Source organism: Variovorax sp. OK605 (assembly GCF_900115445.1).
Classification (GTDB): Bacteria; Pseudomonadota; Gammaproteobacteria; order Burkholderiales; family Burkholderiaceae_C; genus Variovorax.
The window spans coordinates 295,795-312,427 of record NZ_FOWL01000005.1; the positions used below are offsets into that span (position 1 = coordinate 295,795).

Consider the following 16,633-nt stretch of genomic DNA (forward strand, 5'->3'; position numbering starts at 1 on the left):
TTCCATGACGAACGAAAGCGCCCTGAACCTCAAGGTTCCCCAAGCAGACCCGCACGGCCACGACCATGCGCACGACCATGGCCATGCACATGACCACGACGGCCACGCGCACGAAGGGCACGGCCACGCGCATGCCCACGCGCACGCCCACGCCGAGCCCGCCTGCTGCGGCAGCCCCGTCGTCCGCGGCTCGACGGCGTCCGCCACGCCGGCCGACCTGCCCAAGGGCGCCTTGCTGTTTCGCATTCCCACCATGGACTGCGCGGTGGAAGAGTCCGAGATCCGCCGCGCGCTGGAGCCGATTGCCGGGGTGAAGGCGCTGCGCTTTCGCCTCGGCGAGCGCACCATGGCCATCACCACCGACGAAGGCGCGCTGCCCCAGGCGCTCGACGCCATCCGCAAGGCCGGCTTCAAGCCCGAGCCGGTGGACGTGCAGGGCGGGGCGGCACCGGCCGCCGCGCCCGCGACGATCGCCGGCATGAACGCGGGGCTGGTGCGCCTGGTGGCCGCGCTGGTGCTGGCCATCGCGGCCGAGTCGATCTCCTTCATGGGCTTCGACGGCAAGGCCTTCATGGCGGCCGAGATGGCGCTCGCGCTGGGCGCCATCGGCCTCGCGGGCCTGGACACCTACAAGAAGGGCTTCGCCGCGCTGGTGCGCGGGCGCCTGAACATCAACGCGCTGATGGCCGTGGCCGTCACGGGCGCCTTCGTCATCGGCCAGTGGCCCGAGGCCGCGATGGTGATGGCGCTGTATGCCATTGCCGAGCTCATCGAGGCGCGCGCCGTGGACCGTGCCCGCAACGCCATCCAGAGCCTGCTGGCGCTCGCGCCCGAGCAGGCCGAGGTGAAGCAGCCCGACGGCAGCTGGCAGACCGTGAGGGCCGGCGAGGTGGCGCTCGACGCCGTGGCGCGCATCCGCCCCGGCGAACGCGTGCCGCTGGACGGCATCGTCACCGCGGGTGCCAGCGCGATCGACCAGGCGCCCGTCACGGGCGAGAGCATTCCGGTCGACAAGACCGTGGGCGACCCGGTGTTCGCGGGCACCATCAACCAGACCGCCGCGCTGGAGTTTCGCGTGACCGCGGTGGCGTCGAACACCACGCTCGCGCGCATCATCCACGCGGTCGAGGAGGCGCAGGGTTCGCGCGCGCCCACGCAGCGCTTCGTCGACCGGTTCGCCGCCGTCTACACGCCCACCGTCTTCGTGCTGGCGCTGGCCGTCGCGCTGTTCACGCCGCTGTTCATGGACTGGACCTGGACGCAGGCGCTCTACAAGGCGCTGGTGCTGCTGGTCATCGCGTGCCCGTGCGCGCTGGTCATCTCCACCCCTGTGACCGTGGTGAGCGCGCTGGCCTCGGCCGCGCGGCGCGGCATCCTCATCAAGGGCGGCACCTACCTGGAAGAAGCGCGCAAGCTGAAGGCGATCGCGCTCGACAAGACCGGCACCATCACCGAAGGCAAGCCGAAGCTGGTGGCGTCGTCGCTGCACGGTACGCCGGCCGGTGCGTCGGCCGACGAGGCGGTGGTGTTCGCAACGGCCGCGAGCATCGCGGGCCGCTCGGACCACCCGGTGTCGAAGGCGATTGCCGAAGGACTGAAGGGCGCGCGCGCGGAGGAAGCCGGCGACTTCACCGCGCTGCCCGGCCGCGGCGTGCAGGCCGTGGTCGCGGGCCAGACCTATGTGCTCGGCAACCACCGGCTCATCGAAGAGCGCGGCCTGTGCACGCCCGCGCTCGAAGCCGAACTCAAGCAGCACGAGGAAGCCGGCCGCACCGTCACGCTGCTGGCCTCGGACACGGCCGTGCTTGCGCTGTTCGCGGTGGCCGACACCATCAAGGCGTCGTCGCAGGCCGCGGTGGCCGAGCTGCGCGCGCTGGGCGTGGTGCCCGTGATGCTCACCGGCGACAACGCCGCCACCGCCAGGACCATCGGCGCGCATGCCGGCATCGAGGACGTGCGCGGCAACCTGCTGCCCGAGGAAAAGCTCGACGCCATCAAGGCCATGCAGCAGCGCTACGGCGCGGCCGCGATGACCGGCGACGGCATCAACGACGCGCCCGCGCTCGCGCAGGCCGACATCGGCTTCGCCATGGGCGGCGCCGGCACCGACACCGCGATGGAAGCGGCCGACGTGGTCATCATGAACGACGACCTGCGCCGCATTCCCGAGACCATCCGCCTGTCGCGCCGCGCGCATGCGGTGCTGTGGCAGAACATCACGCTGGCGCTGGGCATCAAGGCCGTGTTCTTCGTGCTCGCGGTGTTCGGCAGCGCCACCATGTGGATGGCCGTGTTCGCCGACATGGGCGCGAGCCTGCTGGTGGTGGCGAACGGGTTGCGGCTGATGCGCGCGCCGAAGGACTGAGCCGGTACCCGCGTCCGCCTTGCGCATGGCGGCAACGCGGTTGCCGCGAGCAGCGCGATGGCGATGGCCGGCGCGGGGCAGCAAGCCGGCGGCTGCTGGCGCGCAGCGGGTGCACGGCGTGAGCAGGGCGGGTTGAGCGCGTCACGCGAGGGCACTAACATGTGCCGCTTCGCCTGCCCCCGCGCTCCCTGCATTCCCCGCATCCCGCTCCCATGTCCGCCACCTCGCTGCTGCTGCAACTCATCGTCATCCTCGCCACCGCACGCGTGTGCGGCTGGGTTCTGCGTCATGTAGGCCAGCCGGCGGTGGTCGGCGAGATGGCGGCCGGCCTGATGCTCGGCCCCGTCGTCATGGGGGCGCTGTTTCCGTCGCTGCATGCGCAGCTGTTCTCCAAGGAATCGCTGCAGGGGCTCTCGTCGCTCTCGACGCTGGGGCTCGTGCTGTTCATGTTCGTGGTGGGCCTGGAGTTGCGCGCGTCGCAGGGCGTGCGCGAGCAGTTGCGCTCCGCGGGCTATGTCGGCGTGCTGAGCATCGTGGTGCCGGCCGCGCTGGGCGTGGCCATCGCGCCCGCGCTGCATCCGTCGCTGGCACCGGCCGGTGTGGCCTTCTGGCCGTTCGCGCTGTTCATCGCGGCGGCGCTGTCGATCACCGCGTTCCCCGTGATGGCACGCATCCTGAAGGACCGCGCCATGACGGGCACGCCCTTCGGCCAGCTGTCGCTCGGCGCCGCCGCGGTGGTCGACGTGTTCGCGTGGATCCTGCTGGCCTTCGTGGTCGCGATGGTCGGCGCGGGCGAGGGCTACCACGGCCTGCTCAAGACCACGCTGGGCATGGCGGTGGTGCTGTGCGTGCTGTTCCTGGGCGCGAAGCCGGCCTTTGCCTGGCTGCTGCGCACCAAGGCGCCCGGCGGCGAGCCCTCGACCACGGTCATGGCCGCGCTCATGCTCGGCCTGCTCGTGACCGCGCTGGCGACCGAGTGGCTGCACCTGCATGCGGTGTTCGGCGCCTTCCTGTTCGGCGCCTGCCTGCCGCGCGACGACCGGCTGCTGAAGTCGCTCACCGAGCGCATCGAACCCATTTCCATCGTCGTGCTGATGCCGTTGTTCTTCGCGCTCGCGGGCCTGGGCACCACGGCCAGTGCCTTCACGGGCGCGAGCCTGGGCGCGATGCTGCTGATCGTGGCTGTGGCCACCTTGGGCAAGGTCGCCGGCGGCGCGGCCGGCGCGCGCATGGCGGGCTACGGCTGGCGCGACAGCCTGGCCACCGGCTCGCTGATGAACGCGCGCGGGCTGATGGAACTCATCGTGATGAAGATCGGCCTGGACGCCGGTCTCATCGGCCCCGAGCTGTTCACGATGCTGCTGGTGATGGCGCTGGCGACCACCGCGATGACGGGACCGCTGATCAACCTGTTCATCGGGCGCAAGGCACGTGGGGCAGCGGCGGCGGCGGCGGAGGCGGCCGAGGTCGGCGGCGCGGCCGCCAAGTCCTGACAACTCCCTGAGGCGAGGTCCGGCGCGGCTCAGCCGCCGCGCTGCACAGTGAATCCGATGCGCGTCTCGCCATCTTCGCTCGACGCGAACACGCGCCCGCCGTGCATGCGGGCAATGGCTTCCACGATCGACAGGCCCAGCCCGTGGTGCCGGGTCGAGCCGTCTCGCGCCTGCGCGGCGCGGTAGAAGCGCTCGAACAGGCGCGGCAGCGCGGCCGGGTCGATCGGTTCGCCCCGGTTGGCCACGGTGACGGCGAACGCGTCATCCGCCTGCGGGTCGCGGCCGATCTCGATGCGGATGACCGACGCCGGCGCGGCGAAGCGCACCGCATTGCCCAGCAGGTTGAAGAGGGCGCGCCGCACCAGCGCGGCGTCCACGTCGGCCGTGGCGTCGCCCGTCACCTCGGCGCGCAGGCCGGCCTCCTCGAGCATGGCGTCGTAGAAGTCGATCACGTCGCCCGCCTGCACGGCCAGGCTGGTGGCCGCGCGCGTGCGCATCGGCACGCCGCGCTCGGCCTGCGAGAGAAACAGCATGTCGGTGACGATGCCCGAGAGCCGCCCGACCTCTTCGAGGTTGGAGGCCAGCACGCCCTGCAGCTCTTCGTTGCTGCGCGGGCGCGTGAGCGCGAGTTCGGTGGCGCCGATCAGGTTGGCCAGCGGCGTGCGCAGCTCGTGCGCCACGTCGGCATTGAAGGATTCGAGCTGCACATAGGCACGCTGCACGCGCAGCAGCAGCGCGTTGAACTGCGTGATCCACGGGCGCAGCTCTTCGGCGAAGGCCATCGCGTCGATCGGCTGGTTGGCCCTGTCGGGTGCCATGGCCGCGGTGCGCTCGGCCAGCGCCTTCAACGGCCGCAGGCCGCGCCGCACCAGCCACATGCCCGTGAGCGAGACCAGCGCCGTGCCCAGCACCACGGCCCCCAGCAGCGTCCACGCCAGGCGCTGCAGCAGCCGTGCCTCCTGCGTCACGTTCATGCCCAGTTCCACCGACAGCGGCGTGACCGCGCCGCCCTGGGTCCAGGGCACCTCGAGGTCGCGGTGCAGCCAGCGCCCGCTGCTGGCGGGCGTGGACCGGAACAGCTCGCGGCCCGCATGCGAGATGCGCAGCGACACGTCGTCCTGCATCGAGAAGAAGTCGTCGAGCTTGTGCCGCAGAAAGACCAGGTCGCCGCCTTTCTCCGCCTCCTGCAGCAGGTGCCGCACCAGCGCGGCCTTCTGGGCCAGCACTTCGTCCTGTTTCTGGCCGAAGTTCCAGGCGGTGACGAGGTAGATCGCCAGGCAGATGACGCTGAGCCCGAACAGGGTCTGCGCGGCCAGCCAGAGCGAGAGGCGGCGCTGCAGCGAATGCGGCCGCGGGCTCATGCCCAGGAGCGGTCTTCCAGCACGTAGCCCATGCCGCGCACCGTGTGCAGCAGCTTCACGTCGAAGGGATCGTCCAGCTTGCTGCGCAGGCGCCGCACGGCCACCTCGACCACGTTGGTGTCGCTGTCGAAGTTCATGTCCCACACCTGCTCGGCCAGCGTGGTGCGCGACAGGATCTGCCCGCGCCGCCGCAGCAGCACCAGCAGCAGCGTGAACTCCTTGGCCGTGAGCTCGAGCCGCGTGCGGCCGCGAAAGCACTTGCGGCTGACCACGTCGACCTCGAGGTCGGCCAGCCGCAGCACCGTCGACTCCTGCAGCTTGCCGCGGCGCAACAGCGCCTGCACGCGCGCGAGCAGTTCGGAAAAGGAGAAGGGCTTGACGAGGTAGTCGTCCGCGCCCTGCTGCAGGCCCTGCACGCGGTCTTCGACCTTGTCGCGCGCGGTGAGCACCAGCACGGGCACGTTCTTGGTCCGGCGTATGGCCTGCAGCACCGCGAAACCGTCGATGCCGGGGAGCTGTACGTCGAGCAGGACCAGCGCATAGTCGCCTTCGGTGGCGAGAAACCTCCCTTCGATACCGTCGCGGGCGATATCGACCACGTATCCGTTCTCTTCAAGGCCTTTTTTAAGGTAATCGCCCAGTTTGGGCTCGTCTTCGATGACAAGAATGCGCATGGGCAAATGGTACCCAAGCACTTTCGATACAGAGATTACGATTTAGTAATCCTATCGACGGACAAGCACTTGTGTTGTTGTCATACATTGCGCCGGGCCTCCAGGCCGCGGGGCTTTAGGCTCCGTGGCGCAAGGCTCCATGCACGCCGCCGATATACTTTTTGCCTCCATGCGCCGCTGGCTCCTCATCTTCCTGCTTGCACTCTTGCCGCTCCAGCTGAGCTGGGCCGCGGCATCGGCGTATTGCCAGCATGAGCGCGACACGCAGCCCGAGCACTGGGGCCACCACGAAAGCGAAAGCCGCGGCACCGACCGCAGCCACAGCGGCGAGGGCGCGCAGAAGAACGCCAGCACCCAGCCCAACGCCGTGGTCGGCGACTGCGCGGTCTGCCATGCGGGCTGGGCGCAGCACGCGGACGCAACGGGCGAGCCCATGCCCGCCATCGCGCGCGTGGCCCAGCCGCTGCGTGCCATGCACGCCGAGCGCTTCGCCTCGCACATCGCCGACGTTCCGGTGCGTCCCGACTGGTCTCTCGCCCTTTGATTCGGCGAGAGAACACACCCCACTTCTTCTGAACTTCACCGTCAGCTGAGCTCTCGCCGAATTCGTCCGTCCGTTGTTTTGCAACCCAGGAGAATTCGATGCGCACGCTCTTCGTGCCGCTGGCCGTCTTGGCCATGGCGGCGACCCCGGCCCTTTCAGAGGGCTCAGAGGGCTCAGAGGTTTCACAGGCCTCACAGGCCTCGCAGACCCAGACTTCGGCCGTTCCCCGGCCTTCATCCGGCCGCACGCTGGAGCCGATCGGCCCGCTGAACCTGCAGGGCGCCATTGCGATGGCGCTGCAGGCCAACCCGGGCCTGTCTTCCGCCGCGCGCGAACAGGACGCCACCGAGGCCGCCATCGTGCAGGCCGGCGCCTGGCCCAACCCCACGCTCGACGCGCAGGTGGAAGACCTGCGCCGCGACAACCGCACCACCACGCTGCAGCTGAGCCAGCCCATCGAGCTGGGCGGCAAGCGCGCCGCGCGCGTGACGGCGGCCGAGCGCGCACGCGACCAGGCCGCGTCGGCGCTTGCTGCGCGCCGCGCCGAGGTCCGCGCGGCCACGGTCACCGCCTTCTTCGAGGTGCTGACCGCGCAGGAGCGCCTGCGCCTGGCACAGGACTCGGTCGGCCTTGCGCAGACGGGCACCCGCGCCGCCGCCAACCGCGTGGCGGCGGGCAAGGTGTCGCCGCTGGAGGAAACCAGAGCGCGCGTGGCCGAGGCCGGCATTCGCGTCGAACTGCTGCAGGCCGAAGGCACGCTGCGCTCGGCGCGCCAGCAGCTCGCGGCGTCGTGGGGCAACCCGAGCCCGCGCTTCACGCAGGTGGACGGCGCGGTCGACCAGTTACCGGCCATGGCGCCTCCGCATGACGCGCAAGCCCGACTGGCCGACGCGCCCGTGCTGCGGCAGGCGCGGCTCGAGGTCGAGCGGCGCCGGGCGCTGTCCGACCTCGAGCAGGCCAGGCGCGTGCCCGACCTGACCGTGTCGCTCGGCGCCAAGCGCGTGCCTTCTTCCGAAGGCGAGATGGGGGGCGGGCGGCGCAACCAGGTGGTGCTGGGCCTGTCGGTGCCGCTGCCGATCTTCGACACCAACCGCGGCAACGTGGCCGAGGCGCTGAGCCGCGAGGAGAAGGCGCGCGACGACCTTGCCGCGGCCGAACTGCAACTGGGCACCGACGTGGCGCAGGCCACCGAGCGCCTGCGCTCCGCGCGGGCCACCGCCCAGACGCTGCAGCGCGACGCGCTGCCAGGCGCCGAGAGCGCCTACAGGGCCGCCACCAAGGGCTTCGAGCTGGGCAAGTTCAGCTTCCTGGAGGCGCTGGACGCGCAACGCACGCTGTTCCAGGTGCGCGCGCAGTACCTGCTGGCACTGGCCGACGCGCACCGCGCGGCCGGCGAACTCGACCGGCTGCTGGGCCGCCACGGCGATGACATCTCGCTCGCGACACCCGTCGCGCGCTGACAGGAAAGCTCACACACCATGAACGCACAACAACGCACATCCCTTGCCGAGCGCGTCGGCAAGAAGCAGTGGATCGCCATCGCGGTGGTCCTGGCCCTGGGCCTCGGCGCGGGCGCGATGATCTTGCGCACCTCGCCGGCCAAGCCCGAGGCCGCCGGTCATTCCGAAGCGGCCGGGCACGGCGACGGCGAGCACCACGAAGAGGGCAAGGCCCACGGCAAGGAAGAGGACCACGACCACAGCCACGGCGAGGCCGCGGGCCATGCCGACAAGGAGCACCACGCGGAGGGCAAGGCCGAGAAGGAAGAAAAGGAAGAGCACAAGGACGATCACAAGGGCGATCACAAGGAAGAGGGCAAGGAAGCGCACAAGGAAGAACACAAGGAAGAACACAAGGAAGAAAGGATCGCCTTCACCGACGCGCAGATCAAGTCCGCCGACATCGCCATCGAAGGCGCGGGCCCCGCGCGCATCAAGCTGTCGTTGCAGCTGCCCGGCGAGATCAAGTTCAACGAAGACCGCACCGCCCACGTGGTGCCACGCGTGGCGGGCGTGGTCGACAGCGTGTCGGCCGACCTGGGGCAGGAGGTCAAGCGCGGCCAGGTGCTGGCGGTGCTGTCGAGCCCTTCGCTGTCCGAGCAGCGCAGCGCGCTGCAATCGGCGCAGCGCCGCCTGGCGCTGGCCCGCACGACCCACGAGCGCGAGAAGAAGCTGTGGGAGGAAAAGATCTCCCCGCAGCAGGACTACCTGCAGGCCGAGCAGGCACTGCAGGAGGCGCAGATCGCCGTGGCCAACGCCAACCAGAAGCTGCTGGCACTCGGTGCCACGCCCGCCTCGGCGGCGCTGGGCCGCTACGAACTGCGCGCGCCCTTCGACGGCATGGTGGTCGAGAAGCACATCGCGTTGGGCGAATCGGTGAAGGAAGACGTCAACGTTTTCACCATCTCCGACCTGTCGAGCGTGTGGGCCGAGATCAGCGTGGCGGCCGGCAACCTGAACCTGGTGCGCATCGGCGAGCCGGTGACCATCCGCGCCAGCGCGTTCGACCAGGCGGCCACGGGCAAGGTGTCGTACGTGGGCTCGCTCATCGGCGCGCAGACGCGCACCGCCACCGCGCGCGTCACGCTGACCAACCCGCAGCGCATCTGGCGACCGGGGCTGTTCGTGAATGTCGAACTCGTGGCCTCCGAGGCCGATGCGCCGGTGACGGTGTCGGCCGAGGCGCTGCAGACGGTCGAAGACAAGCCCACCGTGTTCCTGCGCGTGCCCGGCGGCTTCGTGCCGCAGCACGTGCAGACCGGGCGCAGCGACGGCAGGCGCGTGGAGATCGTCGGCGGCCTTGCGCCCGGCGCCAGCCATGCGGGCAGCGGCAGCTTCGTCGTGAAGTCGCAGCAGGGCAAGAGCTCGGCCACGCACACGCACTGAGGACGCCGCATGTTCGAACGCATCATCGGTTTTTCCATCGCGCAGCGCTGGCTCGTGCTGCTGGCCGTGCTCGGCATGGCGGCGCTGGGCGTCTTCAGCTACCAGAAGCTGCCCATCGACGCCGTGCCCGACATCACCAACGTGCAGGTGCAGATCAACACCGCCACGCCCGGCTACTCCCCGCTGGAGACCGAGCAGCGCGTGACCTACCCGATCGAGACCGTCATGGCCGGCCTGCCCGGCCTGCAGCAGACGCGCTCGCTCTCGCGCTACGGCCTCTCGCAGGTGACGGTGATCTTCAAGGACGGCACCGACATCTACTTTGCGCGCCAGCTGGTCAACGAGCGCATCCAGTCGGCGCGCGAGAGCATGCCGGGCGGCATCTCCCCGGTGATCGGGCCCATCTCGACCGGCCTGGGCGAGATCTACCTGTGGACCGTGGAGGCGGAAGAGGGCGCGAAGAAGGCCGACGGCAAGCCCTATTCGCCGACCGACCTGCGCGAAATACAGGACTGGATCATCAAGCCGCAGCTGCGCAACGTGGCGGGCGTGACCGAGATCAACTCCATCGGCGGCTACGCCAAGGAGTTCCAGATCGCGCCCGACCCGGCCAAGCTGCTGGCCCACGGCCTCACCATGACCGACCTGGTCACCGCGCTGGAGCGCAACAACGCCAACGTGGGCGCGGGCTACATCGAGAAGCGCGGCGAGCAGTACCTGATTCGCGCGCCGGGGCAGGTGAAGTCGGCCGAGGACATCGGCAACGTGATCCTGGGCAACGCCAATGGCATTCCCCTGCGCGTGCAGGACGTGGCCGAGGTCGGCATCGGCAAGGAGCTGCGCACGGGCGCGGCCACCGACAACGGCCGCGAAGTGGTGCTGGGCACGGTGTTCATGCTGATCGGCGAGAACAGCCGCACCGTGTCGCAGGCCGTCGACAAAAAGATGCAGGAGATCAACCGCTCGCTGCCCGCCGGCGTGAAGGCGGTGACGGTGTACGACCGCACCGTGCTGGTCGACAAGGCCATCGCCACGGTGAAGAAGAACCTGTTCGAGGGCGCGGTGCTGGTCATTGCCGTGCTGTTCCTGTTCCTGGGCAACATCCGCGCGGCGCTGATCACCGCGCTGGTGATTCCGCTGTCGATGCTCTTCACCTTCACCGGCATGGTGAACCAGAAGGTCAGCGCCAACCTCATGAGCCTGGGCGCGCTGGACTTCGGCATCATCATCGACGGGGCGGTGGTGATCGTGGAGAACTGCGTGCGAAGGCTGGCGCATGCGCAAGCAAAGCACGGGCGCCCGCTCACGCGCAGCGAGCGCTTCCACGAGGTGTTCGCGGCCTCGCAGGAGGCGAGGCGCCCGCTGCTGTTCGGCCAGCTGATCATCATGATCGTGTACCTGCCGATCTTTGCGCTCACGGGCGTGGAGGGCAAGCTGTTCCACCCGATGGCCTTCACCGTGGTGATTGCGCTGCTGGGCGCGATGATCCTGTCGATCACCTTCATTCCCGCCGCCGTGGCGCTGTTCATCGGCGACAAGGTCAGCGAGAAAGAGAACAAGCTGATGGCCTGGGCCAAGCGCGGCTACGAGCCCTTGCTGGCGCGCGTGATGCGCGCCAAGCCGTTGGTCATCACCACCGCGGTGGTGGCCGTGCTGCTGTCGGGCCTGCTGGCCACGCGGCTGGGCACGGAGTTTGTGCCGAGCCTGAGCGAGGGCGACTTCGCGATCCAGGCGCTGCGCATTCCGGGCACCAGCCTCACGCAGTCGGTCGAGATGCAGAAGCAGCTGGAAAGCACGCTGAAGGCGAAGTTTCCGGAGATCGAGCGCGTCTTCGCGCGCACCGGCACGGCGGAGATCGCGTCGGACCCGATGCCGCCGAACATCTCCGACGGCTACATCATGCTCAAGCCCGAGAGCGAGTGGCCGGCGCTCGAAGGCAAGTCGCGCCGCACGCGCGCCGAGCTGCTTGCGGCCGTGCAGGAAGAGGTCGAGCAACTGCCGGGCAACAACTACGAGTTCTCGCAACCGATCCAGCTGCGCTTCAACGAGCTCATCTCGGGCGTGCGCAGCGACGTGGCGGTGAAGATCTTCGGCGACGACATGGACGTGCTCAACAAGACGGCCGCGCAGGTGTCGGAGACGCTCGGCAAGATTCCCGGCGCGGCCGAAGTGAAGGTCGAGCAGACGACAGGCCTGCCGATGCTCACCGTGAACATCGACCGCCAGAAGACCGCGCGCTACGGCCTCAACGTGGGCGACGTGCAGGACGCGATTTCCATCGCGGTGGGTGGGCGCGAGGCGGGCACGCTGTTCGACGGCGACCGGCGCTTCGACATCATCGTGCGGCTGCCGGAGCACCTGCGCACCGACCTGGAGGCCATCAAGCGGCTGCCCGTGGCGCTGCCCAAAGGTACGGGCGCGGGCGCGGGTGGCGAGGCCCTGCGCACCAGCTTCATTCCGCTGGGCGAAGTGGCCACGCTCGACATCGCGCCCGGCCCGAACCAGGTGAGCCGCGAGGACGGCAAGCGCCGCATCGTGGTCAGCGCCAACGTGCGCGGGCGCGACCTGGGGTCCTTCGTGGCCGAAGCGCAGGAGGCCATGCGCAGCGTGAACATTCCCGCCGGCTACTGGACCGCGTGGGGTGGCCAGTACGAGAACCTGGCCTCGGCCACGGAGCGGCTGCAGGTGGTGGTGCCGGTGTCGCTGCTGCTGGTGTTCACGCTGCTGTTCGCGATGTTCGGCAACCTGAAGGACGGCCTGCTGGTGTTCACCGGCATCCCGTTCGCGCTCACGGGCGGCATCGTGGCGCTGTGGCTGCGCGACATTCCGCTGTCGATCTCGGCGGCGGTGGGCTTCATTGCCCTGTCGGGCGTGGCGGTGCTCAACGGGCTGGTGATGATCTCGTTCATCCGCAACCTGCGCGAAGGCGGGCTGCCGCTGGACGCGGCCATCCGCGAAGGCGCGCTCACGCGGCTGCGCCCGGTGCTGATGACGGCGCTGGTGGCGTCGCTGGGCTTCGTGCCCATGGCGATCGCCACCGGTACCGGCGCCGAGGTGCAGCGGCCGCTGGCGACGGTGGTGATCGGCGGCATTTTGTCGTCGACCGCGCTGACGCTGCTGGTGCTGCCGTTGCTGTACCGCATGGCGTACCGGCGCGACGAGGAAGAAGAGGTGAATGCGGTGCCCGCCGTGCAGGCGACGCAGTCGTAGCCCTCAGACCCGCCCGCGCGCCTTGAGCAAAGCCCAGTGCGCGGGCGCGATGGCGGTCTTCATGGCCTTGAGCGGGTCGATCTCGCCGGTGTTGTCGGCATGCGCGACGACGAAGTCGTCGGTCGCGTTCAGCATCGCGTGCGCGGCGGGCGCGTTGAAGTGCGCTGCGAGATTCTTCAGCACGCGCCGGGCCGATGCCGTGCTCTGTGCGACGTCCATGAACTGGCCGTGCAGCAGGCAGGCTTCCTTCAGCGCCGCGTCGTCGAACCAGCGTTCGTGCGCGTCGCCCTGCACCGCACGGATTTCGTCGGGCGCCCAGAGGTGGTAGCCGACCTCTTCACCGGCCTCGAGCACCTCGTCGCGGTACGACGCCAGGCCCCACACCAGGAAGGGCGGCCATGCGGCGTTGAAGTCTTCCTGCGTGTAGCAGATCAGCAGGCAGTAGATCGGCTCCTCCGCGGGGATCTGCGGGAGCGCGCGCGCGATCTCGTCGACGAGCAGGGCCTCGACCTTGGCGGCCAGCGTGGACAGCGTCTCGCCCTTGCGCGGGCGGCGGTAGCTCAGGCGCGTCTGGCCGCTGGGCGTGCCGTCGTCGCCGAGGTATTCGAGCGTGATGGTGTCCAGCCGTGCGGCCTCGTCGTAGCGGTAGACGTCCTGGCACAGCCAGGTCTTCTGGCCTTCGGCCCAGTTGGACGTGACGGCGCGCCGCAGCTGCCCGTCTTGCCATTCGTAGCGGGTGTCGAATCCCCTGTGGCCGTGGCTGACGTGCTGCGACGCGAGCAGGCCGCCGGCATGGCGGAACTGGGTGACGGTGCCGATGCGGGTCTCGCCGTCGTGCACCTGCAGCTGCACGCCGGTGCGCCGGCCGGCCTCGTGCAGCCAGGCCGTGGCGCGGTCGCGGCTCTGGCGCTGGAGCACCAGCCGGCCTTCGGCGTCGAAGCCGTGGTGCATGTGGCGCTCGGGGTCGGCCTTGTCGTCGGCCAGCCAACGGGCCCTGGGGCCGCCGTACTGCTCCTGCAGGAAGGGCGTTTCCTCGCCCATCGACTCGGTGGCCCAGCGCCACGTCACGGCTTGCGCCGTGCAGTCGGCCAGCAGGCGGGCGGCGTTGGCGTGGTCGGCGCAGGTGCGGTAGATGTCCGCCAGTTCCGCCGGCATGGTCCCGGCGGCCCTCAGCGGCCGGGACGGATGGCCGACTTCGGCCGGAAGGCCTTGCAGACCGTGTTGTCCGTCTCGAGGTACGGGCCGCCGATCAGGTCGATGCAGTAGGGCACGGCCGCGAAGATGCCGGGCACGACCTGCGCGCCGTCGGCATCTTTCAGGCCCTCGAGCGTTTCCGCGATCGACTTGGGCTGGCCCGGCAGGTTGATGATCAGGCTCTTGCCGCGGATCACCGCCACCTGGCGCGACAGGATCGCGGTGGGCACGAAGCGCAGGCTGATCTGGCGCATCTGTTCGCCGAAACCGGGCATTTCCTTGTGGGCCACGGCCAGCGTGGCCTCGGGCGTCACGTCGCGCAGCGCGGGGCCGGTGCCGCCGGTGGTCAGCACCAGCGAACAGCCGGCATCGACCAGCTCGATCAGCGTGGCGCTGATGCGCTCGGCCTCGTCGGGGATCAGGCGCGGTTCGAATTCGAGCGGGTTCTTCAGCGCCCGGCCGAGCCATTCCTTCAGCGAGGGCAGGCCCTTGTCCTCGTAGGTGCCGCTGGATGCGCGGTCGCTGACGGAGACGATGCCGATGCGGACGGTGTCAGGTGTGCTCATGGTGTTGTTCCTTCCCCTTCCGGGGGAAGGTGGGGAAGGTGGGGATGGGGGCATGCGGCGCCAATGACGCCATGGCGGCTCGAAGGCCATCGTGCCCCCACCCCGTCCCTCCCCGGGAGGGGAGGGGAAAAGACCCGACGCTCATGCGTCTTCTTCCCGGTCTTGGGCGGCGGCCGCCTCTGCGTGGTCGTCACCGCCATGCACCGCCAGCTGCGCGCGCACCAGCTGGAAGATCTCGCGGAAGGCCTTGCCCTGGCGCGGCGCTTCGCCGGCCGGGCCGGTCTTCATGTCCTTGCGGGCCTGGCGCACCAGGGCGCGCAGCTGCTGCGAGTCGGTGGCCGGGTGGGTCTCGATCCAGCCGCCCAGGGCGTCGTCGTCGGCAATCAGGCGGTCGCGCCAGCGTTCGGCCTCGTGCAGGGCGGCGGTTTCGGCGGCCGGCACGGTGTCTTGTTCGGCCAGGGCCCGCTTGACGGCCTCCAGCACCTCGGGTTCGAGCTTGCGCATGAGCTTGCCGATGAACTGCATCTGGCGGCGCTTGCCTTCGAAATTGGTGATGCGCTTGGCCTCGGCCAGGGCGTCGACCAGCTTCTCGTCGAGCTGGAGCGCGTCGAACAGGGCGGCGCGCAGGCCCATCAGTTCGGTGCCGAGCTTCTGCAGCTCGTCGCTTTCGCGCTTGAGGTCGGTGCGGCTGGCATCGTCGGAGCCCTTGAGCTCGCGCTTGAGCTCGAGGTCGAGTTCGCTGCCTTCGGCGACGAACTGGCCACGGACGAAATAGCCTTTTTTGGGTTTGCGGGACATGGAGTGGATTCTGGGCCGCACCGTGCGGCGTTGCAACGCGCAGTGGGAAGCTGGAGGGAAAACGGGAAATGGGGGGCGCAAGTATCATAGCCACCACATGACGACATCCTCCTCGCGCGCCGATTCCGGCTTCGCCTACAGCCGCTCCTTCTTCGAAAACCTGGTCGACACGGCCTTGGCGCATGCCAAGAAGCTCGGTGCCACCGACGCCGGGGCCGAGGCCTCCGAGGGCTGCGGCCTGAGCGTGTCGGTGCGCAAGGGCGAGCTGGAGAACGTCGAACGCAACCGCGACAAGTCGCTGGGCGTCACGGTCTACGTGGGGCACCGCCGCGGCAATGCCAGCACCTCCGACTTCTCCGAAGCCGCCATCGAGCAGACCGTGCAGGCGGCCTACGACATTGCCCGCTTTACCGCCGAAGACCCGGTCAGCGGCCTGCCCGACGAGGCGGACATCGCCAAGGACCACCCCGAGCTCGACCTGTTCCACCCCTGGGACGTGACGAGCGAGCAGGCCGCCAAGCTGGCCCTGGAGTGCGAAGCGGCGGCGCTGTCGACCGACAGGCGCATCACCAACAGCGAAGGCGCGGGCGTCTCGGCCCAGCAGAGCCACTTCTTCAGCGCCCACACGCACGGCTTTCGCGGCGGCTACGCCAGCTCGCGTCACTCGATTTCGGTGGCGCCCATCGCCGGCAAGGGCGACAACATGCAGCGCGACGCCTGGTACAGCTCGATGCGCGCGGCCGACGAACTGGCCAGCCCGCAGGCCGTGGGCCGCTACGCCGCCGAACGGGCGCTCAGCCGGCTGAAGTCGCGCAAGATCAAGACCACCGAATGCCCGGTGCTGTTCGAGTCGCCGCTGGCCGTGGGCCTGCTGGGCGGGCTGGTGCAGGCCGTGAGCGGCGGTGCGCTGTACCGCAAGAGCACCTTCCTGCTCGACTCGCTGGGCAAGCCGGTGCTGCCCAAGCACGTGGACGTGGCCGAAGACCCGCACGTGATGCGCGGCAAGGGCAGCTCGCCCTTCGACGACGAAGGCGTGATCACCCGGGCGCGCAAGGTGGTCGATGCCGGCCGCCTGGAAGGCTACTTCCTGTCGACCTATTCGGCCCGCAAGCTGGGCATGAAGACCACCGGCAACGCCGGCGGCTCGCACAACCTGACGCTGAGCTCGCGCCTCACCAAGCACGGCGACGACCTGGACGCCATGCTCGCCAAGCTGGGCACGGGCCTGTTCGTCATCGAGCTGATGGGCCAGGGCGTGAACTACGTGACCGGCGACTACTCGCGCGGCGCCAGCGGCTTCTGGGTGGAGAAGGGCAAGATCGCCTTCCCGGTGGAAGAGATCACCATCGCCGGCAACCTGAAGGACATGCTCATGGGCATCGAGGCCATCGGTGCCGACGCCTACACCTTCGGCGCCAAGACCACGGGGTCGGTGCTGGTGAACCGGATGAAGATCGCCGGCAGCTGAGCCCGGGGGCGGCGCTTTTCGTGCCGCTCTTCACGCCCCTCCTTCCAGGGGAAACCCAAGGGGAAATGCCGGGGG

12 protein-coding genes are annotated in these 16,633 nt (G+C 69.6%); 7 read left to right on the top strand and 5 right to left on the bottom strand.

The genetic code is table 11. The features are described from left to right. Positions 1-4: 4 nt before the first annotated feature. On the top strand, positions 5-2,365 hold the full coding sequence (locus tag BM013_RS15655; protein ID WP_093128513.1) for a heavy metal translocating P-type ATPase: 2,361 nt from the start codon (positions 5-7) through the stop codon (positions 2,363-2,365). A gap of 212 nt (positions 2,366-2,577) precedes the next feature. Further along, positions 2,578-3,858: a cation:proton antiporter gene (locus BM013_RS15660; protein WP_093128514.1), complete on the top strand. Its 1,281-nt coding sequence runs from the start codon at positions 2,578-2,580 to the stop codon at positions 3,856-3,858. Positions 3,859-3,887: 29 nt separating this feature from the next. Here the strand turns inward: BM013_RS15660 and BM013_RS15665 are convergent, their stop codons facing one another. After that, on the bottom strand, positions 3,888-5,219 hold the full coding sequence (locus BM013_RS15665) for a heavy metal sensor histidine kinase (RefSeq protein WP_093128515.1): 1,332 nt from the start codon (positions 5,217-5,219) through the stop codon (positions 3,888-3,890). Further along, the gene (locus BM013_RS15670; protein WP_093128517.1) at positions 5,216-5,893 is read right to left on the bottom strand and encodes a heavy metal response regulator transcription factor; all 678 of its coding nucleotides are present in this window, start codon (positions 5,891-5,893) and stop codon (positions 5,216-5,218) included. The genes BM013_RS15665 and BM013_RS15670 overlap by 4 nt, the downstream gene beginning before the upstream one ends. 169 nt (positions 5,894-6,062) lie before the next feature. Here BM013_RS15670 and czcI point away from each other — a divergent pair, with 169 nt between their 5' ends. The 4 genes from czcI (at position 6,063) to BM013_RS15690 (ending at position 12,532) form a co-directional block, all read left to right on the top strand. Beyond that, positions 6,063-6,437: a cation efflux protein, CzcI family gene (gene czcI, locus BM013_RS15675; protein WP_093128518.1), complete on the top strand. Its 375-nt coding sequence runs from the start codon at positions 6,063-6,065 to the stop codon at positions 6,435-6,437. A 98-nt stretch (positions 6,438-6,535) separates the two neighbouring features. After that, positions 6,536-7,897, top strand: a complete 1,362-nt coding sequence (locus BM013_RS15680) for a TolC family protein (RefSeq protein WP_093128519.1) — start codon at positions 6,536-6,538, stop codon at positions 7,895-7,897. Between the two features lie 18 nt (positions 7,898-7,915). Next, positions 7,916-9,322, top strand: coding sequence for an efflux RND transporter periplasmic adaptor subunit (locus tag BM013_RS15685; RefSeq protein WP_093128520.1), 1,407 nt, complete (start codon positions 7,916-7,918; stop codon positions 9,320-9,322). 9 nt (positions 9,323-9,331) lie between these two features. Next, a complete protein-coding gene (locus BM013_RS15690) occupies positions 9,332-12,532 on the top strand; it encodes a CusA/CzcA family heavy metal efflux RND transporter (protein ID WP_093128522.1) in 3,201 nt (1,066 codons plus the stop codon). Positions 12,533-12,535: 3 nt separating this feature from the next. Here BM013_RS15690 and BM013_RS15695 read toward each other — a convergent pair whose 3' ends face one another. The 3 genes from BM013_RS15695 to yjgA form a co-directional block, all read right to left on the bottom strand. Continuing rightward, on the bottom strand, positions 12,536-13,687 hold the full coding sequence (locus tag BM013_RS15695; protein ID WP_093128523.1) for a hypothetical protein: 1,152 nt from the start codon (positions 13,685-13,687) through the stop codon (positions 12,536-12,538). Positions 13,688-13,701: 14 nt separating this feature from the next. Then, positions 13,702-14,292 carry a molybdopterin adenylyltransferase gene (gene mog / locus BM013_RS15700; RefSeq protein ID WP_093128524.1) on the bottom strand — a complete coding sequence of 197 codons (591 nt, stop codon included), beginning with the start codon at positions 14,290-14,292 and terminating at the stop codon, positions 13,702-13,704. Between the two features lie 141 nt (positions 14,293-14,433). Continuing rightward, entirely contained in the window at positions 14,434-15,090 is a 657-nt protein-coding gene (gene yjgA, locus BM013_RS15705; RefSeq protein WP_093128525.1) for a ribosome biogenesis factor YjgA, read from the bottom strand. A 97-nt stretch (positions 15,091-15,187) separates the two neighbouring features. On the opposite strand from yjgA, the gene pmbA reads away from it, so the two are divergent. After that, positions 15,188-16,558 (top strand): metalloprotease PmbA, encoded by a 1,371-nt coding sequence (gene pmbA, locus BM013_RS15710; protein ID WP_093128526.1) that lies wholly within the window; start codon positions 15,188-15,190, stop codon positions 16,556-16,558. Positions 16,559-16,633: the final 75 nt, after the last annotated feature.